21 protein-coding genes and 1 pseudogene are annotated in these 25,358 nt (G+C 72.2%); 13 read left to right on the forward strand and 9 right to left on the reverse strand.

The features are described from left to right. Positions 1-910 (forward strand): annotated as a pseudogene (locus MET9862_RS20805) (AsmA-like C-terminal region-containing protein); the annotation flags it as partial. A gap of 13 nt (positions 911-923) precedes the next feature. Here MET9862_RS20805 and MET9862_RS20810 read toward each other — a convergent pair. The 4 genes from MET9862_RS20810 to MET9862_RS20825 form a co-directional block, all read right to left on the reverse strand. Further along, positions 924-4,544 carry a glycosyltransferase family protein gene (locus MET9862_RS20810; protein WP_142584774.1) on the reverse strand — a complete coding sequence of 1,207 codons (3,621 nt, stop codon included), beginning with the start codon at positions 4,542-4,544 and terminating at the stop codon, positions 924-926. Between the two features lie 3 nt (positions 4,545-4,547). Then, positions 4,548-5,528, reverse strand: a complete 981-nt coding sequence (locus MET9862_RS20815) for a glycosyltransferase family protein (protein WP_244612820.1) — start codon at positions 5,526-5,528, stop codon at positions 4,548-4,550. Positions 5,529-5,746: 218 nt separating this feature from the next. After that, positions 5,747-6,295 (reverse strand): GNAT family N-acetyltransferase, encoded by a 549-nt coding sequence (locus MET9862_RS20820; protein ID WP_142584776.1) that lies wholly within the window; start codon positions 6,293-6,295, stop codon positions 5,747-5,749. Positions 6,296-6,390: 95 nt separating this feature from the next. Beyond that, positions 6,391-7,557 (reverse strand): type III PLP-dependent enzyme, encoded by a 1,167-nt coding sequence (locus MET9862_RS20825; RefSeq protein WP_142584777.1) that lies wholly within the window; start codon positions 7,555-7,557, stop codon positions 6,391-6,393. 706 nt (positions 7,558-8,263) lie between these two features. Here MET9862_RS20825 and MET9862_RS20830 point away from each other — a divergent pair. Then, on the forward strand, positions 8,264-8,812 hold the full coding sequence (locus MET9862_RS20830) for a GNAT family N-acetyltransferase (RefSeq protein WP_142584778.1): 549 nt from the start codon (positions 8,264-8,266) through the stop codon (positions 8,810-8,812). A gap of 79 nt (positions 8,813-8,891) precedes the next feature. On the opposite strand, the gene MET9862_RS20835 is transcribed toward MET9862_RS20830, so the two are convergent. Continuing rightward, on the reverse strand, positions 8,892-9,131 hold the full coding sequence (locus MET9862_RS20835) for a hypothetical protein (RefSeq protein ID WP_142584779.1): 240 nt from the start codon (positions 9,129-9,131) through the stop codon (positions 8,892-8,894). A gap of 232 nt (positions 9,132-9,363) precedes the next feature. Between MET9862_RS20835 and MET9862_RS20840 the strand changes: the two genes are divergently transcribed. The 6 genes from MET9862_RS20840 to MET9862_RS20865 all read left to right on the forward strand — a co-directional run bounded on the left by MET9862_RS20840 (position 9,364) and on the right by MET9862_RS20865 (position 16,140). After that, positions 9,364-10,806 (forward strand): lipopolysaccharide biosynthesis protein, encoded by a 1,443-nt coding sequence (locus tag MET9862_RS20840; RefSeq protein ID WP_142584780.1) that lies wholly within the window; start codon positions 9,364-9,366, stop codon positions 10,804-10,806. Between the two features lie 111 nt (positions 10,807-10,917). Then, positions 10,918-12,093 carry a glycolate oxidase subunit GlcE gene (glcE, locus tag MET9862_RS20845; protein ID WP_142584781.1) on the forward strand — a complete coding sequence of 392 codons (1,176 nt, stop codon included), beginning with the start codon at positions 10,918-10,920 and terminating at the stop codon, positions 12,091-12,093. 57 nt (positions 12,094-12,150) lie between these two features. Next, on the forward strand, positions 12,151-13,497 hold the full coding sequence (glcF, locus tag MET9862_RS20850; protein ID WP_142584782.1) for a glycolate oxidase subunit GlcF: 1,347 nt from the start codon (positions 12,151-12,153) through the stop codon (positions 13,495-13,497). After that, positions 13,494-14,615, forward strand: coding sequence for a branched-chain amino acid ABC transporter substrate-binding protein (locus MET9862_RS20855; protein ID WP_142584783.1), 1,122 nt, complete (start codon positions 13,494-13,496; stop codon positions 14,613-14,615). The genes glcF and MET9862_RS20855 overlap by 4 nt, the downstream gene beginning before the upstream one ends. A gap of 287 nt (positions 14,616-14,902) precedes the next feature. Next, on the forward strand, positions 14,903-15,178 hold the full coding sequence (gene infA, locus MET9862_RS20860) for a translation initiation factor IF-1 (RefSeq protein ID WP_142584784.1): 276 nt from the start codon (positions 14,903-14,905) through the stop codon (positions 15,176-15,178). Continuing rightward, entirely contained in the window at positions 15,175-16,140 is a 966-nt protein-coding gene (locus MET9862_RS20865; protein WP_244612822.1) for a DMT family transporter, read from the forward strand. Before infA ends, MET9862_RS20865 begins: the two co-directional genes overlap by 4 nt. 31 nt (positions 16,141-16,171) lie before the next feature. Here MET9862_RS20865 and MET9862_RS20870 read toward each other — a convergent pair whose 3' ends face one another. The 3 genes from MET9862_RS20870 to MET9862_RS20880 form a co-directional block, all read right to left on the reverse strand. Then, on the reverse strand, positions 16,172-16,477 hold the full coding sequence (locus MET9862_RS20870) for a hypothetical protein (RefSeq protein ID WP_142584786.1): 306 nt from the start codon (positions 16,475-16,477) through the stop codon (positions 16,172-16,174). Between the two features lie 95 nt (positions 16,478-16,572). Then, complete coding sequence (locus MET9862_RS20875) at positions 16,573-17,325, reverse strand: class I SAM-dependent methyltransferase (RefSeq protein ID WP_142584787.1); 753 nt, start codon at positions 17,323-17,325, stop codon at positions 16,573-16,575. A gap of 45 nt (positions 17,326-17,370) precedes the next feature. After that, positions 17,371-17,733 carry a darcynin family protein gene (locus MET9862_RS20880; RefSeq protein ID WP_244612821.1) on the reverse strand — a complete coding sequence of 121 codons (363 nt, stop codon included), beginning with the start codon at positions 17,731-17,733 and terminating at the stop codon, positions 17,371-17,373. Positions 17,734-17,805: 72 nt separating this feature from the next. On the opposite strand from MET9862_RS20880, the gene MET9862_RS20885 reads away from it, so the two are divergent. The 4 genes from MET9862_RS20885 (at position 17,806) to MET9862_RS20900 (ending at position 21,167) form a co-directional block, all read left to right on the forward strand. Continuing rightward, positions 17,806-18,435 (forward strand): TetR/AcrR family transcriptional regulator, encoded by a 630-nt coding sequence (locus MET9862_RS20885; RefSeq protein ID WP_185156954.1) that lies wholly within the window; start codon positions 17,806-17,808, stop codon positions 18,433-18,435. 57 nt (positions 18,436-18,492) lie between these two features. Then, positions 18,493-19,098: a sulfite oxidase-like oxidoreductase gene (locus MET9862_RS20890; RefSeq protein ID WP_142584789.1), complete on the forward strand. Its 606-nt coding sequence runs from the start codon at positions 18,493-18,495 to the stop codon at positions 19,096-19,098. Between the two features lie 6 nt (positions 19,099-19,104). Further along, positions 19,105-19,821 (forward strand): FAD-binding oxidoreductase, encoded by a 717-nt coding sequence (locus MET9862_RS20895; RefSeq protein WP_185156955.1) that lies wholly within the window; start codon positions 19,105-19,107, stop codon positions 19,819-19,821. 98 nt (positions 19,822-19,919) lie between these two features. Next, complete coding sequence (locus MET9862_RS20900) at positions 19,920-21,167, forward strand: glutamate carboxypeptidase (protein WP_142584790.1); 1,248 nt, start codon at positions 19,920-19,922, stop codon at positions 21,165-21,167. Between the two features lie 217 nt (positions 21,168-21,384). Here MET9862_RS20900 and MET9862_RS20905 read toward each other — a convergent pair whose 3' ends face one another. Next, entirely contained in the window at positions 21,385-22,497 is a 1,113-nt protein-coding gene (locus MET9862_RS20905) for a calcium:cation antiporter (RefSeq protein ID WP_142584791.1), read from the reverse strand. Positions 22,498-22,720: 223 nt separating this feature from the next. On the opposite strand from MET9862_RS20905, the gene MET9862_RS20910 reads away from it, so the two are divergent. Beyond that, on the forward strand, positions 22,721-24,478 hold the full coding sequence (locus tag MET9862_RS20910; RefSeq protein ID WP_142584792.1) for a DEAD/DEAH box helicase: 1,758 nt from the start codon (positions 22,721-22,723) through the stop codon (positions 24,476-24,478). The last annotated feature ends 880 nt before the right edge of the window (positions 24,479-25,358 follow it).

Genomic DNA, 25,358 nt, shown 5'->3' on the forward strand with positions numbered 1-25,358 from the left:
CGCCGAGGGACGGCTCGCCGGCTCGGCCGTGGTCGCGCGCCGTGGCGGCACCCTCTCGGTGTCGGGGGAGGGCACCCTCGCGGACGCGGCGCTCGCGGCCCTGGCCGACGGCAGCCCGCTCAGCGGACGGCTCTCGGCCAAGCTGCGCTTCGGGGCGAGCGGGCCGGACGCGGCGGCGCTCGCCGCCAATCTCGCCGGCAGCGGGACCCTCACGCTCACCGATCTCACCGTGCCGGAGGCCGATCCGGCGGCGCTCGGCCGGGCGCTCGCGCGGGCGCTCGAGATCGACGATCCGCTGCGCGAGGGGCGGCTGCCGCAGATCGTCGGCGCGGAGCTCGGCCGGGCGGCGGCGCAGGCGCGCGGATCCGTCTCCGCCCCGGCGACCATCGTCGGCGGCGTGCTGCGGGCCGGTCCGCTCGATCTCGATCTCGGCGCCGCGCGCTGGACCGGCAGCCTCGCCTACGATCTGGCCCGCGGACGCCTCGAGGCCCGCGGCCTGCTCGCTGGCGGCGCGGTTCCCCAAGGCTGGACTGCCGGGGCGCCCGCGGTCCAGCTCGGCCTCTCCGGCAGCCTCGGCGCGCCCGAGCGCAGCCTCGACACCGGCGCCCTCGCGACCGGCCTCGCGGCCGTGGTGCTGCAACGGGAGCTGGAGCGCATCGAGCTGATCGAGGCCGACCAGATGGAACGCCAGCGCCGCCGCGCCCGCATCGAGATGGACCGCGCCCGTGCGGCCGCGATCAAGGCGGCCGAGGAGGAGGCCCAGCGCCAGGCCCGGATCAAGGCGCAGCAGGCCGCCGCCGAGGAGGCCGCCCGGCAGGTCCGGGCGCGCGAGGCGGAGGAGGCGGCCCGGCGCGTCCGGTCCCCCGAACACGCGCCGCAGGAGGCCGAGCCGGCCGGCGCGCAGCCCTGACGGCGCGCGCCGCTCAGCCGATCCCGAGCTGCGCCCGCACCTTGGCCTGGAAGCCGCCGAACTCCACCGTGCGGCTCGCGTAGCACTGGTAGAGCCGCACGCCGCCCGTCCGCAGCGCGGCTTCGGGCACGGCGAGGTCGTAGCCCGAGACCGAGGCCGCCGGGTCGGACAGGTGGGCTGCGGCATCCGGCCGCGCGATTGCGGCCGAGATCGCGTAGCGGTGCCGACCGCCCTCCCGCCAGGCCGCGACGGTGGTCAGCGGCGGGCCGTATCCGGGCTGGAAGGCCCAGCCGATGCAGCGGATCATGCCCGTGTCGGCCGCATCCGGGCGCGCCTGATCCAGGGAGCCGCCGGATTTCACCCGCTTGGCGAGGAAGCGCCGGAAACCTGGCGGGGGCAGTGCTGCAAGGCGCGCCCGCGCGCTGCCCGGCGCCCGCACGAGTTCGGTCTCCGTCGTGAGGAGGCAAGCATCCGGCCCATCGCCGAGGACGAAGCGCAGCGCGTAGGCGCCGGGTTCGAGCGTCTCCATCGCCGCAGCGAAGGCGAACCGGCTCCCGTCGGGCAGAGCCTGCCTGGCGGCGCGGAGCCAATGCGGCGCTCCACCCGCGGCAGGGATGAGGAGGGCGGTGACCGTCCCGGGCTCCGTCAGATCTGTCTCCGCCTCGAAGGCCCAGACGTCGCTTCCGAGCGCCACCAGCGACCCGGCGGCCTCCGGCAGGTTCTGGCGGACGGCCCGGACCGGCCCGGAGGCGGACGGCACCGTCCCGCTCCAGCCGGGCTGCCAGGGAGAGGGATGCTCGACCCCGGCATTCGGGGCGAGGTAGACCCGGAAGAAGTCCTGGCTCGCGAGCCGCTGCCCGGCGACCACCTGCACGAGATCGGCTGCATAAAGCCCGCTCGGCAGTCCCGCGATCGCGACGCGGCCGGTGAACCCGGTCTCGGCCGAGGCCCAATCCTCCGGGCCGCGCACGAGATCTTGGCGGCCCTCGCGGGTCAGTCGGGCGTAGAAGGTCGTCTCCGGCCCTGAAAGCCGCAGGTAGGTCGCCTCCGGCGCTTTTCCGCTGACCGGGCGCACCCAGCCGCGCAGCGACAGGTCGCGCAATACGACCGTACCGTCTGGCCGACCGGCGACGGTCTGGCGGTCAAGGCGGAACCGGTCGAGATACCAATCGGAACTGGCAGTGAGCCTGTCGAGGTCGAAGAGCGTCTCCGGCAGGTCGGCATGGGCCGGCGGCAGAGCATCCTCGAGGGACACCCGCGTGGCCTCGACCTCGGGCGTGGCTTCCGAGACGAGGGCTGCCGGGTAGTGCGAATCCCAGGCAATCCCGGTGGAGGTCCAGCGCCGGGCGTTCACGCGGATGCCGGCGTCGAACAGGGTCAGGGAGTAATCGGCGCTCGTCCGGTCGGGAACCCGATCATGCGGGCATGGATGAGCGTCGATCAGACGGGCATAGAGGGCGGCCGTTGCGGCGAGATGCGCCTCTTTGGTGATGAAGCGCTTCGTCCTCACCGCCGCCTTCATCCGGGCGAGCCGCTCGCGGTCGAGATGCAGCGCGAGGAGACGCTGCATCACCGCGCCCGGCGCGTCGGGTGGCACCACGAACCCGTCAACGTCGTCGCTGACGCGCTCCGGAAGAGCGCCGAGATCGGTGACGATCGGGACGAGCCCCGCCAGCCAAGCCTCGCCCAAGGAGATCACGAAGGTCTCGGGCCAGGTCGAGAGATGGAGGGAGACGTCGCACCCCGCGAGCAGCGCGACGATGTTTGTCTGATCGTAGGCGCCCACCTGCACGACCCGCTCCGACGGCAGGTCGACGAGCCGCCCGCGATAGCGTTGGTCCACATGGCCGAACAGCTTGAAGCGGATCGGATAATCCTGCGTGAGACGGATCAGCGTCAGCACGGTCTCCGCACCCTTATGGGGCGCGAAGTTGCCGACGACGGCGACGGTGAGCCAGTCGGAGCGCGTCTGCTCCGCAGGCGATGTCACCGCCTCGCCCGGCGTCAACATCTCGATCTCGACAACCTTCTCGGCCGGGATCTCGGGATAGTAGCCGCGCAGATACGCACCCGTGAACGGTGTGCTGGTTACGAAGGCGTCGATCGCCGAGACGACCTGCGTCATGAACAGGTCGCGCCGCGCCCCCGAGCCAGGCGGATGTCCCTCCGCGTCGAGGAGACTTGCGTCCCGCTCGTCGCGGCTGCGGCCGACGACGTCCTCGAAGCGGCCGTTGCGGTCGAGGAGCAGGAAGCGCTCGCTGACCAGGTAGTGATCGTGCAGATGGTAGACGACCGGCACGCCGCAGGCCTTGGCAATGAGCGGCAGGCTCAACGGCAGATGCAGCAGATGATGGACGTGGACGAGATCGACCGCGTGCCGGAACAGGATCTCCTCGAAGATGCCTTCGATGCCGGGGTCGGTCAGGGTATGATGGGTGGCGGGCGCCGCCGCGAAGGTTTCGCTGACCGACCGGCCCTCGAGCCGCAACTCGTACTCGCCGCCCGTGAGTACCGGGAACAGGAAGAGGGGCTCGTAATCCGGTGCAAGCCCGGTCAGCACCTCCTGATAGACCTCCACACCGCCCCCGGGCCGGCGGCCGGCCCGGTTGTGGGTGAGGTAGAGGACCGTCTTCCGCGAGCGTAAGGTGGGGGGCGCCACGCGCGCCGACGGGGTGCCGGCCGCGAGGTCGAGCATCCGCGCGACGCGGTGGTCATAGAGGTGCTCGGCGAGCGTCCGCGCACGGGCGGCCTCGGCCATGGCGATGCGCCGCTCGGGCTCGGCCAACGCCTCCGCGATCGCCGCGAGGGCCGCGTCGTCGTCCGCGCAGAGGCGGACCTCGCTGCCGTCGGCGTAGTAGTCTCCCGTCTCGGGCTCGGCCGAGACCATCACCTGAAATCCGCCCGCGAGCGCGGTCTCGAACAGGCGCGGCGGCGGCGTCGTGCCGGAGGCGCGCGCGGCCGAGGCGTTCGAGAAGGCCCGCGGCAGGGTCAGCACCACGCGGCTCGCATTGGCGAAGCGAGCGAAGTCGGCATTGCCGCAGCGCCAGTCCACGAGCGGCGAGGGATCGTCGAGGGCGGGCTTTCCGATGAATTCGTTGTAGGGCAGGGCGAGCTTCACCTTGAGCTGCCGCGGAGCCTTGGCCAGGATCGCGTTGAGGCTTCTCACTCGGTTCGGCCAGGCCGTGCCGATGAAGAGCAGGTCGTAGCGGTAGCGCGCATCGTCGCGCAGCACCGGCAGATCCTGGAACAGGGGCGAGGCCGCGAGCGGCAGGTGGTGCGCGCGGCCGCCATAGGCCTCGACCACGGACCGCTCGTTGGTGAAGACGATGTCGAAGGCGGTCGAGAAGCGGAGGTTGTTGTCGACCTCGTAGGGATCCTCGGTGGTCCAGAGGATGCTGAGCTTCGCGAGCGCGGCGAGCCGCGTCAGCAGCGGCGCATGCGTCCGGGCGCCGCCGAAGGCGATGAAGGTGTCGAGGCCCTCGGTCTGGAACCGGGCGATCGCGTCGCCGTGGTCCGCCACGACCACCCGCGCCACGCGCGGGTCGCGGCGCAAGGCATCGGCGATGGCGAGCGTGATGTAGGCGTTGCGGGTCAGCGGCTCGGTGTCGAGCAGCAGGATCGCGTAAGGTGCCATGGCTCAGCCCTCGGAGGGGCCGGCGAGGCCGCAGAGGTCAAGGATCCGACGCGCGCGGACGGCGTAGGTGTGGTCTTTCAGCGCCCGCGCCTGTGCCGCGGCAGCGATCGCAAGGATGCCGGCGGGATCATCATAGGCGCGCTCGAGAGCCAGCGCGATGTCGCGCACCGAATCGACGAGCAGGATCTCGCTGTCCGGCTCGAACATCGTGCCGATCTCGAGTCCCGAGACGACGTAGAGCTGGGCGGAGCCGGAGAGCGCCACTTCGAAGGTGCGGGGGCCGGGCGTCGCCGCCGGCAGGCCGTAGCGGCGGTTGGCGATGTCGAGGTCGCGGCCGATGTTCAGGGTGAGCCGCGCATCGGCCGCATGGTCGGCCATCTGCTTGGCGTCGAGGCGCCGGTTGGTCGTGCTGCGCAGGTCGTCCGGCCATCCGCTGCCGAGGATCGACACCGCGTGGCGCGCGAGCAGAGCGTCCGCCCGGCGGATCAGATCGATCCGGTTGCCGTAGGCGACGCCGCAGAAGAACAGGGCGATTCCGCGCTCCTCCACCGGCTTGAGGTCGCGCAGATGAATCTTCGGCGCGCCCGCAAGCGGGAGATGGTGGACGTTCGGGTGCCGGTAATGCGGCACCGACCAGCTGTCGTTCGAGAATACGATGTCGGCGAGCGGACCGGCCTTGAAGGCATAGTCGATCTCGTAGGGGTCGTCGTGCAGCCAGAGGGCGAGGCGCGAGCCTGCCGCGTCCACGGCCCGCCGCAGACCGCGCAGGTCCGCGTCGTCCGGCACGAGGCTGCCGACCCCGATGACCAGATCCGGGCGCAGCTCGAGGACGGCCTCCGGGGCCAGTTCCAGCGGCCGGACGGTGATCGCGTCCGTCCCCAGAACCTCACGGAACCCCTCCGAGAGGTAGGTTCGAATGCCAGCGTTGGTGTTGATGCTATCCCGGAAGGTGCTCGTGACCAGGACCCGCGGAGCAGGGCTCATCGGCATCCGCCACCCGGTCTCGAATCTGGCATTCTCACGAAATCAGCTCTCCCGCGCCGTCGGTCGGTCGGCTCGCATAGGACAGCCTGCTCCGGGCTGTCCACCCGGACCCCTTCGTCGGCGCCCGACTCAGATCCGGTTGATGACCCTGGAGCAATAGATTCGGGCTTCGCTCACGCGCTGCGCGGATTTGCCGATTGACTCAGGCGGAGCCCATCTCAGGCCGCGCGTCGTCGCGCCGCCGCCGCGGAGTCCGGCACGGCCTCCTCCGGCGCGGGCACGCCGGTGGCCCGCAGGATCCCCGCGGCGCCGGCCAGGGCGCCGGCGCGCAGCTCGAGCCCGAGGAAGCGCGCGCGCTCGAACGGACCGGGCATGGCGAGGTCGGCGGCCAGCGCGCCCTCGAAACCGAACCGGGCGTAGTAGGGAGCGTCGCCGACGAGGAGCACCGCGCCGTGGCCGAGCGCCTCCGCCCGCCCGAGCGCCGCCTGCATCAGCACGCTGCCGAGCCCCTGGCGCTGGATCGCCGGATCGACCGCGAGCGGCCCGAGCAGCAGGGCGGGCCGGCCGCCGGCATCGACGTTCCACAGGCGCACGGTGCCCACCAGCCGGCCGCCGCGCATCGCCGAGAAGGCGAGGCCGCGTGCGGGCAGACGGCCCTCGCGCAGGCGCTCGGAGGTCTTGGCGAAGCGGTTCGGCCCGAAGCAGGTGTCGAGCAGCCGCTCGCGCTGGGCGACATCGGCGGCGTGCTCGGTGCGGATCGCGATCATGACCGATCATCCCCGGGGACAGATGAATGGGGCGTGGACACGAGGCCGCCCGGGCCGCGCGCGGCCGGGCGGGATCTGCATGCGGTGGCGGGACGTCAGATCACGATCTGGCGCAGGGGGGGGAAGCCGTTGAAGGCCACCGCCGCGTAGGTCGTGGTGTAGGCGCCCGCGCCCTCGATCAGCACCTTGTCGCCGATCGAGAGGGAGACCGGCAGCGGGTAGTGCTGCTTCTCGTAGAGCACGTCGACCGAATCGCAGGTCGGCCCGGCGATGACGCAGGGGCTCATGCGATCCTCGTCATGCGCGGTGCGGATGCGATAGCGGATCGACTCGTCCATCGTCTCGGCGAGGCCGCCGAACTTGCCGATGTCGAGATAGACCCAGCGCACCTCGTCGGCATCCGCGGACTTGCGCGACACCAGGACGACTTCAGCCTCGATCATGCCGGCATTGCCGACCATGCCGCGGCCCGGCTCGATGATGGTCTCGGGGATCCGGTTGCCGAAATGCTTGGTGAGCGCGCGGAAGATCGCGTCGCCGTAGGATTCCACGCCCGGCACCGCCTTGAGGTACTGGGTCGGGAAGCCGCCGCCGAGATTGACCATCGACAGGCCGATGCCGCGCAGGCCGCATTCGCGGAAGATCATCGCGGCCGAGGCCAGCGCGCCGTCCCAGGCCTCGGTGTTGGCCTGCTGCGAGCCGACATGGAAGGACACGCCGTAGGCGTGGAGCCCCTGCACATGGGCATGCTCCAGCACGTCGACGGCCATCTCCGGCACGCAGCCGAACTTGCGCGACAGCGGCCAGTCGGCACCGGCGCCGTCGCAGAGGATGCGGCAGAAGACCTGCACCGCGCCCGTGGCCACGCCGGCCTCCCTGGCGGCGCGGGCGATCTTGTCCGCCTCCGCCTCGCAGTCGACCGCGAAGAGACGGATGCCGAGCTTGAGCGCGCGCACCACGTCGCGCTCCTTCTTGATGGTGTTGCCGTAGGAGACGCGGTCCGCGGTGGCGCCGGCGGCGAGCGCCATCTCGATCTCGGCGACCGAGGCGGTGTCGAAGCAGGAGCCCATCTCGGCGAGGAGGCTCAGCACCTCGGGGGCGGGATTCGCCTTCACGGCGTAGAAGACGCGGGTGTCGGGCAGCGCGCGGGCGAAGGCGGTGTAGTTGTCGCGCACCACGTCGAGGTCGAGCACCATGACCGGACCTTCGTCCTGGCCGAGGTCGCGGCGCACGCGCAGGAAGTCGCGGATACGGTCGGTCATGGACGATCCCCAGCACAGGTCGGCGGCGCCCGATCCCATCAGGCGCACGATGTCGCGATCTGACGGCCTCGACCGGCCGTCGGCGTCAGGGGGCGAGGCGTCGCGTCATCCGCACGCGTTGGAGACGCGCGGACGAACGCGGGCGCAGAGCACCCGGAAGCTGCCGTGGATTGGTATGGGGGAACCCCAACCGCACGCCGGGCAAAGAGAAACAAGCCTCTTCGGTGTCGGCCTGTGGAGGGCCGACGAGACCAAAAAAGCCCGTTCGTCGTTGCTTTAAGCTGCGTCCCCCGTGGAGAGCGGGGTTCGCCGGTTTCGCCTCCGGCTGCCGGTTGTTGTTGGGGTCTGGTGTCGCCACCCGGATGCCGGCCGTAGGGATCCACCCTTGCGACCATCGATCCTTTAAGACCCCTGGCGGCTGTCCGGCAGTTGACCGGATGCCCACCAACCGGCACGCGGCCACAGGCACGTGCGAAATTGGGCGAGCGGGATATACGGGCGGCGCCTCGGGCCGACAAGGGTCATTTCCGGCTTGCCCCCGGAATTTCGACGCGCTCCCCGAGTGCTGTTGCAGAATCGCCGCGCCGATGCCGGTCGGGCTTCCCAAAGCCGGTGCGAGCGGGCATCTCCTTATGATGCCCTGCCGAAGCGGATGCCGGCCCGGCGCCGGATCAGGCCTCCGAGGTAAGATGTCCCCGTGCCATCCGTGAGCGCAGCAGCGGTCCTGCCCCCGTCCGAGGCGCGCCTCGTCCTGCGCGCCGCAGGCCGCGCCGATCTCGACGCCCTCGTCGCCCTGGAGCATGCGGCCTTCGCCACCGACCGGGCCGAGCGCCGCGCGATCCGCCACGCGGTCGATTCCGCGACCATGGACGTGATCGTGGCGCTGGTGGAGGACGATCGCGCCGAGGTCCTCGTCGGCGCCGCGGTGCTGGAGCGGCGGCGCGCCAGCCGCATCGCCCGCCTCTCCTCGATCGCGGTGGCGCCGGGCCGCAACGGGCTCGGGATCGGCGGGCGCCTGCTCGCGGCCGCGGAGGAGACGGCGCTGTCGCACGGCTGCGACCGGCTGCGCCTGGAGGTGAGGGCCGACAACGGAGCCGGCATCCGGCTCTACGAGCGGCGCGGCTACGGGCGCTTCGCCGTGCGCCCGGACTATTACGAGGACGGGATGGAGGCTTGGCGCTACGAGAAGGCGCTCGCGCCGGCCGCGCGGCAGGCCGAGCCGCCGCGCGGGCGCGCGTCCCGAGCCTCGGCCTGATCCGCGCTCGGAGCCGCCCGATGCCCGGGCGATCGCCCTCCGGGCATCACGGCGCGGAGGGAAGGTGCGTGGGCCCCTCTCAGTCGCAGGTCTCCTTATGGACGGTCTTGCGATCGCCGTACTCGTTCGTCTTGGTCACGGTCTTCGACGAGCAGCCGTCGCCGCTGTCCCGGGTCACCACCGTCTTGCGCTCGACCTCGGGCCGGTCGACCACGACGGTGTCGGGGCCGTCGCGGCGGATCACCGTGGTCTCGGCGGTGGCGGCCTGGACGGAGAGGGCGGTCAGCAGGGCCGCGGCGGCGGGCAGGGTGAGGCGCATGGGAGCACTCCGGTGTGAGCATCTTCGGGGCGAGCAACGGCAAGCGCGGCCGGAGGGTTCCGGCCGGTCCGCGTTCCGCGCGCGGGCCGGATTAGGGAATTCTTACCCGCTCGCCCGCTATGGAGCGGATTCGGTGTGCCGCCCCGGCGGAGCGGCGTCGCGCACGGTCCGGGATCTGCCCGGTGCGTGAGCCCGGCCCCCGCTGCGGGGCGCGCTTGTCGAAGGCTGCTCCATGGCCGTGATCGCTGCATTCGTCCTGAACGCCGGCCTGAACTTCGTCCTCGGCCTGATCCTCGCCAAGCTCCTGGGCCCGGCCGATTTCGGGCTGTTCGCCCTGGCGACGGCGGGCGCCATCGTCCTGAACACCGTCCTGTTCGAGTGGCTGCGCCTGTCCGCGACGCGTTTCTACTCGGGCCGCGTCCGCGTCGACGAGCCCTGGATCCGCCACGGCCTCGATCGGGCCTATGCCCTGGTCGGCCTCGGCCTGATCGCGGCCGCGGCGATCAGCCTCGGGATCGATCGCGAGGCGGGGCCCGAGGGGCGCGGCGCGGTGCTCGCCGGCACCATGCTCGCGGCGCTCGGCAACGGCGTGTTCGACTATCATGCCGCGCTCGCCCGCGCCCGCTTCGACGGCCGGCTCTATCTCGGCCTCGTGGCGGTGAAGAACCTGCTGGCCTTCGCCGGCATGGCCGCCGCCGCCTGGTACCTCGCGCATCCGGCCTGGGTGCTCGCGGTCGCGGGCTTGAGCTGCCTGCTCTCGATCGCGATCCTGCACCGCCCCTTGCGCGATCCGGCGACGCCCCTGGCGCGCGACCGCATGGGCACGACCTGGCGGCTGTTCATGACCTACGGGCTGCCGCTCATCGCGGCGAACGCGGTCTACCAGCTGATGCCCTTCCTCAACCGCAGCGTGATCGCGGTCCATGCGGATCTCGCCGAGGCCGGCTACTTCGCGCTGGCCTCGGACGTGACCGGGCGCAGCCTGACGACGCTTGGCACCGCCCTCGACCTGCTGCTGTTCCAGCTCGCCGTGCGGGCCGAGGAGTTCGAGGGGCGCGCCGCCGCCGAGGCCCAGGTCGGGCGGAACGCAGGCGTCGTCGTGGCCCTGCTCCTGCCCTGCGCGGTCGGGTTCTGGGCGGTGCTGCCCGCCCTGCAGGAGATCGTGGTGCCGGAGGCCTATCGTGGGCCCTTTGCCCTCTATGCGGCCCTGCTGATCCCGGGGCTGTTCTGCCTCTCGATGATGTTCTTCGCCATCAACCCGATCTTCCAGATCCGCCGCCGCACCCTGCCGGTGATCGCGGCGGCGGGCGTCGGCCTCGCGGTGAACGCGGCCGGGCTCCTCGTCCTGCCCCCGCTGCTCGGCGGCGCCGGCATCGCGCTCGCCCAGACCCTCGGCCTCGTCGCGGCCTTCCTGTGGCTCGCGGCGCGGGCCCTCACCGGTCCCGACCGGCTGCCCCTGCCCCGGCGGGGGATCGCGGCCTCGGCCGCCGCCTGCCTCGTCATGGGGCTGGCGCTGGCGCCGTTCCGCTATCTCGCGCCCGGGCTCGCCCTCGCCACCTGCCTGCCGCTCGGCATCGGCCTTTACGGCATCCTGGTCTGGGTCTTCGACATCGCGGGTCTGCGCGGCCACGTGCTCGCCCGCTTCCGCCCGTCCTGCCCGGCCCCCGCCGAGTAGCAAGACCGCCGACCGTCACGCCGCGCTCTTGAATCGCGGATGCAAAGCGGCAGGATCCTGCCATAAGGAGGGCCGGCACGGCGGAATGCCGGCGCGTTCGGGCAGGAAACGATGCGGTCATACGAGCCCCGGGACGAGGGCGAAGCGGCGGGACTCGTGCGCGAGGCGGCCGCCCGCGGCGAGCGGCTCCGCCTTGTCGGCGGCGATACCAAGGCGCGGCTCGGCCGCCCGGCCCAGGACGAGGCGACCCTCTCGGCGGCCGCGCTCTCCGGGATCACCCTCTACGAGCCGGCCGAGATGGTGGTGGGCGCCCGCGCCGGCACGCCGCTCGCCGAGGTCCAGGCGCTCCTCGCCACACGCGGCCAGATGCTGCCCTTCGAGCCGATCGACCACCGCCGGCTGCTCGGCTCCGCGGGCGAGCCGACCTTTGGCGGGGTGGCCGCAATCAACAATTCGGGCCCGCGCCGCATCAATGCCGGCGCCGCCCGCGACAGCCTGATCGGCGTGCGCTTCGTCAACGGACGCGGCGAGGCGATCAAGTCGGGTGGCCGCGTGATGAAGAACGTCACCGGCCTCGACCTCGTGAAGCTGATGGCCGGCTCCTGGGGCACGCTCGGCCTCCTCACCGAGGTGACGTTCAAGGTGCTGCCGGTGCAGGAGCGGGTCTCGACCCTGGTCTTCACCGGCCTCGACGATGCCCGCGCGGTGGAGGCCCTGGCGGCGGCCCTCGGCTCGCCGTTCGAGCTCACGGGCGCGGCCCACCTGCCGGCTGGCATCGGCGCGCCCGAGGCCCGCACCCTGATGCGCCTCGAAGGCTTCTCCGACTCGATCGCGTATCGCCTCGGCGAGCTGACCCGGCTCCTCAAGCGCTTCGGCGCCCCGGAGGTCTCGGACGATGCCGGCCTCTGGGAGGCGGTCCGCGACGTGCATCCCTTCGCGGACGGGGAGGGGGCGGTCTGGCGCATCTCCACCGCGCCGATGCGCGGGCCGGCGCTGACGGCCGCGATCGCCCGCGCTCTTCAGGCCCGCTGGTACTACGATTGGGGAGGCGGCCTGATCTGGCTGGAGACCTCGGCCGCGGGCGATGCCGGCGCCGCCGCGATCCGCGCGGCGGTGAAAGGTCAGGGCGGCCACGCGACGCTGGTGCGGGCGCCCGACGCCGTGCGCGCGGCGGTGCCCGTCTTCGAGCCCCTCGCCGAGCCCCTGATGCGGGTGAGCCAGGGCATCAAGGCGGCGCACGACCCGGCCGGGGTGTTCAACCCGGGCCGCATGTATGCGGGCGTGTGAGAGACACGCGCGTCCGCCGGGAAGGAACGAGACGGCCAAGGGCCTGAGGACAAGACCGTGCAAACCAATTTCAGCCCCGCGCAGCTCGCCGACCCGGCGATGGCGGCCTCGGAGAAGATCCTGCGCACCTGCGTGCATTGCGGCTTCTGCACGGCGACCTGCCCGACCTACCTTCTGCTCGGAGACGAGCTCGATTCGCCGCGGGGCCGCATCTACCTGATCAAGGACATGCTGGAGGGCGGCAAGGCGGCCTCGGCCGAGGTGGTGCGCCACGTCGACCGCTGCCTGTCCTGCCTGTCCTGCATGACGACCTGCCCCTCGGGCGTGCACTACATGCACCTCGTCGACCATGCCCGCACGCATATCGAGCGGACCTTCCGGCGCGGCGCCGACGATCGGCTGCTGCGCGCGCTTCTCGCCTTCGTGCTGCCCTATCCGAACCGCTTCCGCCTCGCGCTGTTCGCGGCCTGGCTCGGCAGCCCGTTCCGCGGGCTCGTCGCCCGGCTACCGCGGGTCGGCAACCGGCTCGCGGCGATGCTCGACCTGGCGCCCGCCCGGCTTCCGGGACGCAACCCGACCGACCGGCCCGGCACCTTCCCCGCGCCCGCCGCCGCCAACGCCCCGCACCGGCGGGTCGCGCTGCTGCGCGGCTGCGCCCAGAGCGTGCTGCGCCCGGATTTCAACGAGGCGGCGATCCGCCTCCTCAACCGCCACGGCGTCGAGGTGGTGCAGGCGGAGGAGGGCTGCTGCGGCGCGCTCACCCACCACATGGGCAAGGAGCATTCCGCCCACGCCCATGCCCGGCAGGCGATCGATGCCTGGACCCGGGAGATCGAGCGCGGCGGCCTCGACGCGATCCTGGTGACGGCCTCCGGCTGCGGTACGACGATCAAGGATTACGGCTTCATGTTCCGGGACGACCCGGCCTATGCCGAGAAGGCGGCCCGGGTCTCGGGCCTCGCCAAGGACGTCACCGAATACGTCGCCGCCCTCGGCCTGATCGAGCCGGTGGTCGAGACCGACCTCGTGGTGGCCTACCATTCCGCCTGCTCGATGCAGCACGGCCAGGGCATCCGCACCGAGCCGAAGGCGCTCCTGAAGCGGGCGGGCTTCACCGTGAAGGATGTGCCCGAGGGCCATATCTGCTGCGGCTCGGCCGGAACCTACAACATCCTGCAGCCGGAGATCGCCGGGAAGCTCCGCGCCCGCAAGGTCGCCAATATCGAGCGGATGCGGCCGGACCTCATCGCCACCGGCAATATCGGCTGCGCCACGCAGATCGGGAAGGGCACCGAGATCCCGATCCTGCACACGGTCGAGCTGCTCGACTGGGCGACCGGTGGTCCGCGCCCCGAGGCGCTGGAGCATGTGGCGCGCAAACCCGCCCTGCAGGCCGCCGAGTGAGAAACGCGGCCGCCCTCCTCGCCCTTTGCGGCCTGTGGGGGGCACCCGCCGCCGCGCAGGCGCCCGCGCCGGTGCGGATCGGCCTCTCGGCGCCGCTCACCGGGCCGGACGCTCCCTTCGGGCTGGGCCTGCGCCTCGGCGCCGAGCAGGCGGTGGCCGACCTCAACCGGGCGGGCGGGCGCCGCCTCGTCCTCGTCGTGGCCGACGATGCCGGCGACACGAAGCAGGCCCTGGGCGTGGCGCGGCGCTTCGCGGCCGAGGGCGTGCGCCTCGTGGTCGGGCCGCTCCAGTCGTCGCTGGTGGCGGCGACGGCGCTCGCCTACGAGGAGGCCGGCGCCGTCGTGATCGCGCCGGCCGCGACCTACCCCCCACTCACCGCCCGCGGCCTCTGGAACCTGTTCCGCCTGTCCCCGGGCGACGCGCAGCAGGCGCAGGCCGCGGGGCTCTGGCTCGCCGCGCGCTTCCCCGAAGGTGTCGCCCTGGTCCACGACCGCTCCACCTTCGGCCGTGGCCTCGCCGAGGAGGTCTCCCGTACCTTACGGGCCCGCGGCCTGCGCGAGGCGGCCTTCGAGAGCCTGCCCCGCGGCAGCCGCGACGCGGCCGACCTCGCCGCCCGCCTGAAGGCGGCGGGAGTCCAGGTCGTCTATTTTGGCGGCCTCGCCCCGGAGGCCGCCCTGCTGGTCCGGGCCCTGCGCGAGGCCGGGCTGACCGGTCCGATGGTGGCGAGCGACGGCATCCTCGATCCCGCCTTCCCTGCGACCGCCGGGCCGGCCGCGGAGGGGACGGTGATGACCCTCCTTCCCGAGCGCCGTCCGCCCGAGCCGCGCGCCGAGTCCCGGGCCAAGACGCCCCCGCGCACGCCCGAGGCCGATCTCGTCGCGGGCGCAGCCTATGCCGCCGTCGAGGTGCTGGCCCAGGCGCTCGCCGCACAGGGGAATGTGCGGGTCCCGGATGCCCGCAAGCTCGCCGACGCCCTGCGCGCGGGCAGCTTCCGCACCGCCCTCGGCCCGGTCGCCTTCGACGCGGCCGGTGACCCGCGGCCCGGCGCCGTGACGCTCAAGGTCTGGAAGCGCATGCCGGACGGACGCCTCGATTTCGCCGGCAACGACGCACCCTGAGATCCCCCGCGAGGAGGCTCGTCGACGGCCCGCCGGAGGCCGCCCGACCAAGCTTTGAGCAAACAGAGAGCCGGAATCCTGTCGAGGAGCAGGCATCGCATCACGGCTGTGACTTGCCGATGGGCGCTGCGGCGATTAAATCCGGGCACGCTCTGGCGCCCCGCTCACCCTAGCCCGCGACCTGCCGGTATGGATCGGGACGGACGCCGCCGCGTTTTTATGCACTTGCACGAGACGACATGCATGCCGGAACGCCTGCTTCCAGACGGTCCGACTGGAGAGGGTGAATGGCAAAAGAAGAGTTGATGCAGTTCGACGGTCTCGTTCTCGAGATCCTGCCTGATGCGCGCTACCGGGTGCAGCTCGACCAGGGCCACGAGATCGTCGCCTACACTGCCGGCAAGATGAAGAAGAACCGCATCAAGACGCTCGCGGGCGACCGCGTGACCGTCGAGATGTCGCCCTACGACCTGGAGAAGGGCCGCCTCGTGTTCCGGCACAAGGACGAGCGTTCCTCCGGACCGCGCCCGCCGGTGCGCGGTGGTCAGTTCCGCAGGCGCTGAGCGCCTCCCTCGCGGCCGGCCCCCGGGCGGGCCGCGCCTACCTGCTCCTTCTCTTCACGATGCTGGTCTGGGCCGGCAACGTGGTGGCCGCCCGATGGGCGCCCGGACAGGTCTCCCCTCAGGCCCTGACGACCCTGCGCTGGGCTTTCCCGTGCGCGATCCTCGCCGTGGTCGCACGGCGGCGCATCCTGGCCGACCGCGCGGTGCTGGCCCGCTCCTGGCTCCGCATCCTGATCATGGCCACGGTGGGCTACACGGTCTATGCGAGCCTGTTCTACGCCGCGGGCGCCTATACGAGCGCGGTCAACATCGCGCTGCTGCAGGGCGCGATTCCGGTCCTGGTGCTGATCCTGAACTACGTCGCCTATAGCCAGCCCGTCTCCCTCGGGCAGGGCATCGGCGTGGCGGTGACGCTGGTCGGCGCTGCCGTGGCCGCCTCGCACGGCGATCTCGACGTGCTGCGCAGGCTCGATTTCAACCGCGGCGACCTGCTGATGCTGGTGGCCTGCCTGCTCTATGCCGGCTACACGGTGGCGCTGGCGATGCGGCCCAAGGTGTCCGGGCTCTCCTTCTTCGCGGCGCTGGCCGCCGCGGCCCTCGTCACCTCGCTGCCGCCGCTCTTCGCGGAATGGGCCGCGGGCCGCCTGATCTGGCCGACCGCGACGGGCTGGCTGATCGTCACCTACGTGGCGCTCGGGCCCTCGCTCGCCGCGCAGCTCACCTTCCTGGCGGCGGTCGAGATGCTCGGTCCGAACCGGGCCGGGCTGTTCGTCAACCTCGTGCCGGTCTTCGGCGCGGGCCTGGCGGTGCTGGTGGTGGGGGAGCCCTTCGAGGCATCCGACGCGCTCGCGCTGGCCCTCGTGCTCGGTGGCATCGCCTGTGCCGAGCGGCTGCGTCCGCGCGCCGCCCCGCCGGTCCTGCCGGCCGAGGAGATCGTCACGCCGTCACCGCCGGGGCGCTGAGACCCCGGCTGCGAACGTCTCTGAGAGGCTCCTACTCGCAGACGCGGACGCGGCGGAAATACACGTCGCCGTAGGCGTCGATGTAGCGGCGGCGCTCGAAATGGCAGACCGGGCCGACATACTCGTCCTCGACATAGACCGGCCGCGGGGCGCGGTAGACCGGCTTGCCGGGATAGTAGGGATCGGCCGTGGCGGCGCCGATGGCTCCGCCGACCGCGAGGCCGCCGAGCACGCCGAGGGCCGCGGCACCGCCGGGGCTGATCCCGTCGCGGGCCTGGGCGGCCGGAGCCGCGAGAAGCCCCCCGGCGACGAGGGCGATGGCGAGACTGCGAAACATCGTGGGTCCTTTACGTGGTCCGCCCCTCGCTGTCCGGGCGGCGCTTCGTCAAGGGAGAACAGCGCCGCTTTGGGGCAAATCTTCGACGCATCCGATCAGAGCTTCGTGAGCCGGAGGGAAAGCGGCCAGCGCACCCGCCGGCGCGAGCCCGGCTCGCCCCAGGCCCTGGCGAGCGCCGCCGCGAAATCCGGCAGCGGGTCCGTGCCGAGGGCGGCCTGCGCGCCGCGCAACGCCGACCAGGTGCGGGCGTAGCCGACGAGGTCGTCGAGGCCCCAGTCCCGCTCGATGGCGAGATCGGGCGCGGGCAGCTCCGCGAACGGGAAGGGCAGGGTGCGGTATCCCGCCTCCACATGGGCCCGCTCTGGCGGCCAGTAGGGTCCGACCACCTGCGTGTAGAAGTGGCGCAGCACCGCCTCCGCCGCGCCGTCGAGATGGAGCACGCCGTAGGAGATCAGCGCCAGCACGGCGCCGGGCCGGGCAATGCGGCGCGCCTCCGCGTAGAAGGCCGGCAGATCGAACCAGTGCGCGGCCTGGGCCGCCGTGATCAGGTCGACGCTGGACTCGGGCAGCCCGCTCGCCTCGGCCGGCGCCACCCGGAAGCACACCCGCGGATGGGCCTCGGCCGCCGCGATCTGCTCGGCGCTCGCGTCGGTCGCCACCACCGCGTCGAACGAATCCGCCAGCAGCCGGGCGAGCTGGCCGTTGCCGCAGCCGCAATCGAGCGCCCGCTCCCGCCCCGGGCTGATCCCGGCGAGATAGGTGGCCAGCGCCTCCGGATAGGTCGGGCGATGCGCCGCGTAGTCCGCGGCGGCGGCGGAGAAATGGTCCTTGAAGGGCTGATCCGGCATGGTGTCTCCCTCCGCCGCCCCATCGCTTCCGACCGGCGCCCGTCCTCAGGCCGCGAGGGGAGACTGCCCATAGTTGCGGGCATAGGCGTTCTCGACCGCCGGGATGATCTCGACGATCCGGAAATAGCGATCCCAGAACGGGGTCTCGCGCAAGGCCTCGACCACCAGCTCGTAGGCGTGGCGGCTGCTCGCCTCCCAGACCCAGAGATCGGTGATGCGGGCGGTGTAGAACTCCGCGTCGTAGAAGCGCATGCGCACCTCCGCGGCGTGGCGCTGCAGGATCGGCTCCACATGCTCGCGCAGCTTCGCGAAGCGGGTCTCGACGGGGAAGCCGAGCCATTCCGGCTCGGTCTTCACCAGCATGAAGACCGTCAGGATTTCGGCGGTCGGGGCTTCGGGCATCGTCATGGGTGGTTGCCTTCCTCTATGGGACGGCCCGATCATGAGGGCCCGCGACGCCCCTCGAAACTCGCATCCCGCATGCCCGCCGCCATCCGCCGCCCCGCGCTCAAGTCGCGGAAAACACCGCGACAATCGCGCTCGGCCGAGACGGTGCGGATCATCCTCGAGGCGGCGGCTCGCATTCTCGAGGAGCGCGGCTTCCCCGGCTACACCACGAACGCCGTCGCCGAGCGGGCCGGGGTCAGCATCGGCTCGCTCTATCAGTACTTCCCCGGCAAGGAGGCGCTGACCGCCGCGCTGGTCGAGCGGGAGACCGGGTTGCTACTGGCCGAGGTCGCCGCCGCCCGGCAGACGCCGACGGGCGAGGCTGGCCTTGCCGGAATCGTCCGGGCCGCGGTCATGCACCAGATGCGACGGCCCGTCCTCGCCCGGGCCCTGGACATCGAGGAGCGGCGGCTGCCGCTCGACGACGCGGTCGACCGCGTCTCCACGGCTCTCGCAGAAGCGATCCAGGACCTGCTCGGCCGGATGCCCGGGCCGGCTCTGCCGGATCCGCACCGGGCGGCGGCCGATATCCTGGCCATCGTCAAGGGCATGGTCGATGCCGCCGGCGAGCGCGGCGAGTTGGAGGCCGAGCCGCTTCAGGGACGCGTCGGCCGAGCCGTGTTCGGCTATCTCGGTCTCGGTCTCGGGGATCACCACGCTTGACCTGCGGCCCCGCCCGGCCTGAAACGGCTGCGGATCCTGAGCACCACGGAGGCCGGCTTGGCGACACGAGGCTTCACCGGGCGCCGCCCGCCCGAGGCGACCCGCGAGCGGCTGCCACCGGGGCAGTATCTCACCGACGACTTCCCCGTCCTCCAGATCGGGCCGAACCCGCAGATCGATCTGGCGGCCTGGCGCTTCACCCTGCGCGAGGGCGCCCGGCCGATCAAAGCCTGGAGCTGGGACGCATTCCAGGCCCTGCCGCGCACCCGCTGGGGCGGCGACATCCACTGCGTGACCAAGTGGTCGAAGTTCGACACGGCCTGGGAGGGCGTGAGCTTCGACGATCTGCTCGCCGATGCCGGGATCGCCGCCCCGACCGACTACCTCCTGGCCGAGGGCTACGACGACTACACCACCAACGTGCCGGTGGCGGATCTGACGGGCGGCAAGGCCATGGTGGCGACCCTCTATGACGGGCAGCCGATCCCACTCGATCATGGTGGGCCGGCCCGGCTCCTCGTGCCGCATCTCTACTTCTGGAAGAGCGCCAAATGGGTGAAGGGCTTGCGCTTCACGGCCAAGGACGAGGCCGGCTTCTGGGAGCTGCGCGGCTATCACATGTACGGCGATCCCTGGCGCGAGCAGCGCTTCACCGGTGATTGATCGCCCGTGACCGACCTGCCTTGGACCGTCTGGCGCGAGGCGGTGATCACCGAGATCGCGCCGGTCACGCCCCGCGTGAAGCGCTTCGTGCTGGCGGCCGGGTTCGACGGCTTCCGGCCGGGCCAGCACGTGGACGTGCGGCTGACGGCGGAGGACGGCTATCAGGCCCAGCGCAGCTACTCCATCGCCTCGGCCCCGGACGGGACCGGGACGATCGAGCTGATGATCGAGGGGCTCGACGGCGGCGAGGTCTCGGGCTTCTTCCAGGAGGTCGCGGAGGTCGGCGACCGGATCGAGCTGCGCGGGCCGATCGGCGGCTCCTTCGCCTGGGGACCGGAGGAGGGCGGCCCGCTCCTCCTCGTCGGCGGTGGCTCCGGCGTGGTGCCGCTTCTCGCCATGCTGCGCCACCGCGCGCGTGCCGCGCCGGAGATCCCCTGCCGCCTGATCTACTCCGTGCGCAGCCGCGCCGAGGCGATCGCGCTGGACGAACTCGAGGTCCGCGCCCGCGACGAGCCGGGCTTCGGCCTGCATCTCCTCACCACGCGGGAGGGCGCGGGGCGGCGCATCGACGGCGCCGTGGTGGCCGCCGCGCTCGCCGATCTCGGCATTCCGGCGCGCTGCTTCGTCTGCGGCTCGAACCCCTTCGTCGGCGCGGCCTCGGCGCTGCTGCTGGCGGCGGGGCTGCGCCCCGCCACGATCCGCACCGAGCGCTTCGGCGGGTGACAGAGGGCGGGAATTCGCGCGCCCGCCGCGGATCCCGCCTTGCGTCGCGGTCCGGTCGCGGGTTCGGTGCGGCCTCGCCCGACCGAAGAGGATGCCCGATGATCCGAAAGCTCGCCCTTGCCGCCGCGCTGGCGCTCGCGCCGCTCGCCGCCTCCGCCGAGCCCGATTCGAAGGTGCTCGCCGCCGCGAAGGCGCAGGACCGGCCGCTGCGCGAGACGCTCGCCGCCCTCGTCAACGTCGATACCGGAACCGGGCAGGTGCCCGGCCTGTCCAAGGTCGAGGCGCTTCTGCGTCAGCGCCTCGAGGCGCTCGGCGCCAGCGTCGAGACGCGGCCCGCTCCGGCCTTCGGCGGCAACACCCTGATCGGCACGCTCAAAGGGTCCGGCCAGGCGAAGCTGATGCTCCTCGTCCACTACGACACGGTGTTCGGCGAGGGCGAGGCGGGCAAGCGCCCCTATACGGAGCGGGACGGGCGCGCCTATGGCCCGGGCGTCGCCGACGCCAAGGCCGGCCTCGCGCTCATCCTGCACACGCTGGCCGCCCTGAAGGCCCTGGACTTCAAGGAGTACGGGCAGATCACCGTGGTGTTCAACCCGGACGAGGAGCGCGGCTCCCGCGGGTCCCGCGACGAGATCCGCAAGGTCGCGGCAGAGCAGGATGCGGTGCTCTCCTTCGAGCCGACCTTCGCCGACGAGGCGGTCGATGCCGCGACCATCGCCACCAAGGGCATCAACTACGCGAGCCTTGCCGTGAAGGGCCGCTCGGCCCATGCCGGCGGCGCGCCGGAGGCGGGCCGCAACGCGGTGACCGAACTCGCCCACCAGCTCCTGCAACTGCAGGACCTCGGCGACAAGCAGAAGGGCACGACCCTCAACTGGACGGTGGTCTCGGGCGGCACCAAGCCGAACATCATCCCCGACCTCGCCAAGGCCGAAGGCGACATGCGCTATTTCGAGGCCAGCGAGTACGACAGGGTGCTCAACCAGGCCCGCACGATCGTCGAGACCCACCGCGTGCCCGACACGCAGGTGACCTTCGAGCTGAACCAGGGCCGGCCGCCGCTGCCCGTGAACCCGGCCACGCGCCGGCTCGGCGAGCGGGCGCAAGCCATCTATCGCGAGGTCGGCGGCGACCTGAAGCTCGTGGAGATCGGCGGCGGCACGGATGCGGCCTACGCCTTCCAGCCGGCCAGCCCCGACCGGCCGGTGGTGCTCGAATCCCTCGGCGTGGTCGGCGGCCGCTACCACAGCCCGGACGAGTTCGCCGTGCTCGACAGCCTGACGCCGCGCCTCTACCTCGCCACGCGCCTCGTCATGGAGCTCTCGACGGGCGGTGCGCGCCGCTGAAGCACGCCGATGCCCGATCGACGTCGGGCAGGACGATAGCCGTTTAGGGGGCGGTCCGTCCGATCCACCCACCGCATCCTGAGGTGCCGCGCCAGCGGCCTCGAAGGAGGCCTCCAGAAGGCTCCGAGATTCCTGGAGATCTCCTTCGAGGCCTCCGCTTCGCTGCGGCGCCTCAGGATGAGGGGATTTGTCGGGATGAGCGGGGCGGGAAGGTCTCTCACGGGCTGAAGATCAGCACGAGATAGACGCCGAACAGGATCAGGTGCACCGCGCCCTCCAGCACCGTGGTGCGGGGGCCGGAGAAGGTGAGCGAGCTGAGGATCAGCGTGACGGCGAGCAGCGTGATGCTCGTCGGGCTGAGGCCGAGCACGACGGTCTGGCCGCTGATCAGACCGATGGCGAGCACCGCCGGCACGGTGAGGCCGATCGTCGAGGTGGCGGCACCCAGGCACAGGTTGATCGCCCGCTGCAACTCGTTGCGGGCGATGGCCTTCAGCGAGGAGATGCCCTCCGGCGTGAACACGATCGCCGCGATCAGCACGCCGCCGAGCGCCGAGGGCGCGCCGAGCGCCGCGATGCCGTGGTCGAGGATGGTGGCGAGGCTCTTCGAGAGCAGCACGATCGGCAGGATGTTGGCGACGAGCAGCACGATGTGCCGCACCACCATGCCGGCCGAGGCCCGGTGCTTGGCCGGCGCCTCGACGGCCTCGGTGCGCGCGGCCTCGGCCCGCGCCTGCGGATCCCGGAAGAAGTCGCTGTGGCGGCCCGTCTGGATCAGCAGGAACACGCCGTAGAGCGCCACCGTGAAGATCGAGAAGGTGATGGCCTGCAGCTTCGTCAGCGAGCCGTCGGTCGTGGAGCTGGTGAAGGTCGGGATGATGAGCGCCAGGGTCGCGAGCGGGATGATCACCGCCAGGAAGGCCGATGCGCCCTGCAGGTTGTAGCTCTGCTGGTGGTGGCGCAACCCGCCGAGGATCAGCCCGAGCCCGACCACGCCGTTCAGCACGATCATCAGCACCGCGAACATGGTGTCGCGTCCGAGCGTCGGCGCGTCCTTGGCGGAGAGCATCACCGCCGAGACCAGCGCCACCTCGATGATCACGATGGCAAGCGTCAGGATCAGCGTGCCGAAGGGCTCGCCCAGCATCTCGGCGAGTTCCTCCGCCTCGTGCACCACGCCGAAGGCCGCCCACAGGATGACGCCGAGGAGCCAGGCGAAGAGCAGGCTCGCGAAGAGCGGCTGGCCGAGTTCGCCGAGCCAGCCCTTGCCGAACCAGGCGAAGGCGCCCACGCTCGCCCACGCTGCCGCCAGCCGCACAGATCCGCCCATCGCCCTCTCCCGGTCCGCACCGTCAAGCTTTTGACGGGCAAGAGGTTGCGTCGAGACGGACTGTATTCCCGCGCAACCGCCCCATGCGGCCCGAGCCGTGGCCTATCCGGCACGAACCGGCTATAGAGGCACGCTCCGCAACCCGATTCGAGACCGCCAGCCCCGCGACGCGAAGCGCGCCGTCCGCGCCCGTCCGGCCTCCCGGTCCGTGAGAGCCTGACCTTTGCCGTTTCCCATCCTGCCCGCCGCCATCGCGCGGGCGCTCGACGAGCGCGGCTATGCCGAGCCGACCCCGGTGCAGAGCGCCGTCCTGGACGCGACCCTGGAGGTGGCCGGCACCGGCCGCGACCTGCTCGTCTCCGCGCAGACCGGCTCCGGCAAGACCGTGGCCTACGGTCTCGCCATGGCCGGCGCCCTCCTGGGCGAGGCCGAGGCGCTGCCGCCGCCCGGCGCCCCGCTTGCCCTGGTGATCGCGCCGACGCGCGAACTCGCCCTGCAGGTGCAGCGCGAGCTGGCCTGGCTCTACGCGCCGGCCGGCGGCCGGATCGTCTCCTGCGTCGGCGGCATGGATCCGCGCCGCGAGGCCCGGATGCTCTATGACGGTGTGCATATCGTCGTCGGCACGCCGGGGCGCCTGCGCGACCATCTGGAGCGCGGCAATCTCGTGCCGGAGGCTCTGCGCGCCGTCGTCCTCGACGAGGCCGACGAGATGCTCGACCTGGGCTTCCGCGAGGATATCGAATTCATCCTCTCGGCGACCCCGGCGGAGCGCGCGACGCTGCTGTTCTCGGCGACCCTGCCGCGGGACATCGAGGCGCTCGCCGAGCGCTACCAGCGCGACGCCCTGCGCCTCGCGATCAAGGGCGAGACCCGGGGCCACGCCGACATCGCCTACCGGGCGATCCGAGTGGTTCCGCGCGAGATCGAGCATGTGGTGCTCAACGTGCTGCGCGAGGCCGACGCGCCCACCGCCATCGTGTTCTGCAACACCCGCAACGCCGTGCGCCACCTCCAGGCGAGCCTGACCGAGCGCGGCTTCTCGGTGGTCGCCCTGTCGGGCGAGCTCGGCCAGGGCGAGCGCAACGCCGCCCTCCAGGCGCTCCGCGACGGGCGCGCCCGGGTCTGCGTCGCCACGGACGTCGCCGCCCGCGGCATCGACCTGCCGACGCTCAGCCTCGTCATCCATGCCGACCTGCCGCACGATGCCGAGGTGATGCAGCACCGCTCCGGCCGCACCGGCCGGGCCGGGCGCAAGGGCGTAAGCGTGCTCCTCGTGCCGAATGCCCGCCGCCGCCGGGCCGAGCAGATGCTGGCCATCGCCAAGGTGACGCCCGAATGGATGGGCCCGCCCTCGGCCGACGAGATCCGCCGCCTCGACGGCGAGCGCATGCTCTCCGACCCGCTCTTCACCGAGCCGCCGGCCGAGGAGGACGTGGCGCTCGCCGAGACGCTGCTCGCCGAGCGCTCGCCCGCCGAGCTCGCGGCCTTGCTCGCCCGTGTCTACCGCTCGCGCCTGCCGGCACCCGAGGACGTGACCGATCCGGGCGAGAAGCGCGGGGCCGCGACGAGCCGCGCGCCCTACGACCCGATGGATGCCGAGCGCATCGCCGCGATGGGCCCGGCGGTCTGGTTCCGGCTCAATCTCGGCCGGCGCGACAACGCCGACCCGCGCCGCCTGCTGCCGCTGCTGACCCGGCGTGGCAAGGTGGACCGCGAGATGATCGGCGCGATCCGGATCTTCGAGCGCGAGACCAAGTTCGAGATCCGCGGCGGTGCCGCCCAGGCCTTCGCCGCCGCCTTCGCGCGCAACGGATCCCCCGAGATCCAGGTCGAGGCCCTGATCGGCGAGGCGCCGCCGCCGCGCGGCCCGAAGCCGAAGAACCCGCGCGGGATGAAGCATGCCCGCCGGATCGGGGACGGACCGAAGGACCCGGCCAAGGCCGGCCACCGCAAAGGCAAGCCGCACCAGGCCGCCCAGTGAAGGCAGGCGCGCCCCGGTGACGGGGCGATCGCCGTTTCTCCCCGCCGCCGAGAAGCCGCCGAATGGCAGCCGGGCGAGGGGTGCGAAGGTGATGGATGAAGCGCGCGTCCTCTCTCCCGTTCGGGAGGAGGTCTGTCGCGAACCCGGACGCGCGCCCTCCCTCTCCCCTCCGCGGGAGAGGGTGGCCCCTGCGTCAGCAGGGGTCGGGTGAGGGGAGCAAGGGTTCCGGACGGGGCGCGGGTCCCCTCTCCCGTTCGGGAGAGGGACAGGGTGAGGGTCGAGAACTGTCCGGATAGAACGGAGCCGGAGCCGCTTCACCGTCGCGACCTCTCCGTCAAATTCTCATCCCTCACCCCAACCCTCTCCCGAACGGGAGAGGGGGCCTGTCGTGGTTCGCACATGCTTTCGGCCCCGCGCGGACGTCTCCGCCGGGGGCATGGCCGGAGGTCACGGTCGGGGTGACGCGGGACGCCGCGGAGCCCTGAACGCAACGTTGCACAAGCCGGCTCCCCGGCGTCCCGCGGATGAGGGGCCCTGCTGCAAGCCCGCCCATCCGTCTTGTCGTCGCGGTGTCTGTCCCGGCGTCCTCCGACCTCGCGACTGCCGCTGGCCGGGTCCGGTCCCTGTCGGGACGGGAACCCCGTGCACGCTGACATCCGCCCGTCCGGCGCGAGGCCCGCCTCCTAGTGGGTCGGGCCGGCGAGGCTCTGGCGGTCCCCCAGAACCGGGTCGGGACGGGCGCATTTCCTCAGCCCGCCTCACCGCCCGGATCCGAGCAGACCTTGCGTCGGCACGCCGCCCGGGGCACCGGCCGGATCCGAGGCCGATGACGCGGGCACCGCCCCGCCGTCCGCGCCCCTCCCGGTCGGTCCCCGGGACG

It is taken from the genome of Methylobacterium symbioticum (assembly GCF_902141845.1).
In the GTDB taxonomy this organism is placed as follows: Bacteria; Pseudomonadota; Alphaproteobacteria; order Rhizobiales; family Beijerinckiaceae; genus Methylobacterium; species Methylobacterium symbioticum.

Coding starts and splice junctions, on each gene's coding strand:
- MET9862_RS20810 (WP_142584774.1), bottom strand. CDS start 4,544: ATGGCACCTTACGCGATCCTGCTGCTCGACACCGAGCCGCTGACCCGC.
- MET9862_RS20905 (WP_142584791.1), bottom strand. CDS start 22,497: ATGGGCGGATCTGTGCGGCTGGCGGCAGCGTGGGCGAGCGTGGGCGCC.
- MET9862_RS20875 (WP_142584787.1), bottom strand. CDS start 17,325: ATGCCGGATCAGCCCTTCAAGGACCATTTCTCCGCCGCCGCCGCGGAC.
- glcE (WP_142584781.1), top strand. CDS start 10,918: ATGCGGTCATACGAGCCCCGGGACGAGGGCGAAGCGGCGGGACTCGTG.
- MET9862_RS20820 (WP_142584776.1), bottom strand. CDS start 6,295: ATGATCGCGATCCGCACCGAGCACGCCGCCGATGTCGCCCAGCGCGAG.
- infA (WP_142584784.1), top strand. CDS start 14,903: ATGGCAAAAGAAGAGTTGATGCAGTTCGACGGTCTCGTTCTCGAGATC.
- MET9862_RS20840 (WP_142584780.1), top strand. CDS start 9,364: ATGGCCGTGATCGCTGCATTCGTCCTGAACGCCGGCCTGAACTTCGTC.
- MET9862_RS20825 (WP_142584777.1), bottom strand. CDS start 7,557: ATGACCGACCGTATCCGCGACTTCCTGCGCGTGCGCCGCGACCTCGGC.
- MET9862_RS20880 (WP_244612821.1), bottom strand. CDS start 17,733: ATGACGATGCCCGAAGCCCCGACCGCCGAAATCCTGACGGTCTTCATG.
- MET9862_RS20870 (WP_142584786.1), bottom strand. CDS start 16,477: ATGTTTCGCAGTCTCGCCATCGCCCTCGTCGCCGGGGGGCTTCTCGCG.
- MET9862_RS20835 (WP_142584779.1), bottom strand. CDS start 9,131: ATGCGCCTCACCCTGCCCGCCGCCGCGGCCCTGCTGACCGCCCTCTCC.
- MET9862_RS20815 (WP_244612820.1), bottom strand. CDS start 5,528: ATGAGCCCTGCTCCGCGGGTCCTGGTCACGAGCACCTTCCGGGATAGC.
- MET9862_RS20885 (WP_185156954.1), top strand. CDS start 17,806: ATGCCCGCCGCCATCCGCCGCCCCGCGCTCAAGTCGCGGAAAACACCG.
- MET9862_RS20900 (WP_142584790.1), top strand. CDS start 19,920: ATGATCCGAAAGCTCGCCCTTGCCGCCGCGCTGGCGCTCGCGCCGCTC.